General features: G+C 60.8%; 1 protein-coding gene. It reads left to right on the forward strand.

The window, feature by feature from the left end; genetic code table 11:
- Nucleotides 1–178: 178 nt before the first annotated feature.
- Nucleotides 179–936 (forward strand): transposase (locus tag E1958_RS19610; RefSeq protein ID WP_166664711.1); only part of this gene is annotated, 758 nt, incomplete at its 3' end.

Genomic DNA, 936 nt, shown 5'->3' on the forward strand with positions numbered 1-936 from the left:
GTCACTGCCATTAAGTTAAGGAAAAGCGCAAAAATATGCCGCATACTTCACGTTTTTTCGAGATCATAGCAATGAGCAAAAAAGTCACCGGGGGATCGAGAAGACCCGTGAGCTGCTGACCGAGGATGACTTCAAGGCCCGCCATCGCAGCTCAGCGCGGTCCTTCACCCGTGAGCGGGTGCTCACGTTCGCCGTGGTGGTGACCTTGGTGCTGAGAAAAAGCGTGAAGTCGTTGCAGAACCTCCTCAACGAAGCGCTGAACTGGCTGGGCGATGAGCTGGTCACGGCAAGCGCGTTCTGCCAGGCACGTTACCAACTCAAGCACACGGCCTTTATCGAGATCAATGAGAAGGCCGTGGTAGAGACGCTCTACAGCGATGATGATTACCCGCGTTACTGGGGGTTTCGACTGCTGGGAGTGGACGGCTCGAAGGTGCTGCTGCCCGACACGGATGCCGTGCGCGAGGCCTTTGGCACCATCGCCTACAGCAATGGCAAAGACAGCAAGGTGCAAGGAGAGCACCCCGATGCCTTGGCCTCGGTGCTCTATGATCTGTGCAACCGCGTGGCCCTGGACGCACGTCTGGAGCGGGCCGATGCCTATGAGGTGGATTTGGCGGTGGCGCATCTGGAGCATGCCCGCCCGGGCGACTTGCTGTTGGCCGATCGCAACGACCCCTCCTATCATCTGCTGGCGGAACTCAGTCAGCGTGGCATCGACTTCGCGATCCGTTGCTCGGCGGCCTCCTTCAAGCAGGCCCGAGCCATGCTGCGCGGTCAGGGTGCCGACAGCCAAGTCGTCACGCTCACGCCCTGCTCGCAAAAGGCGGCGGACATCCGCCGCCGTGCCCTGCCGATGCGTATGCGTGTGCGCTTCGTGCGTGTGCGCCTGAGCACCGGGGAATGGGAAGTGCTGGTGACGTCCTTGTGCGATGG

This window comes from Candidatus Thiosymbion oneisti, from assembly GCF_004359955.1.
In the GTDB taxonomy this organism is placed as follows: Bacteria; Pseudomonadota; Gammaproteobacteria; order Chromatiales; family Chromatiaceae; genus Thiosymbion; species Thiosymbion oneisti.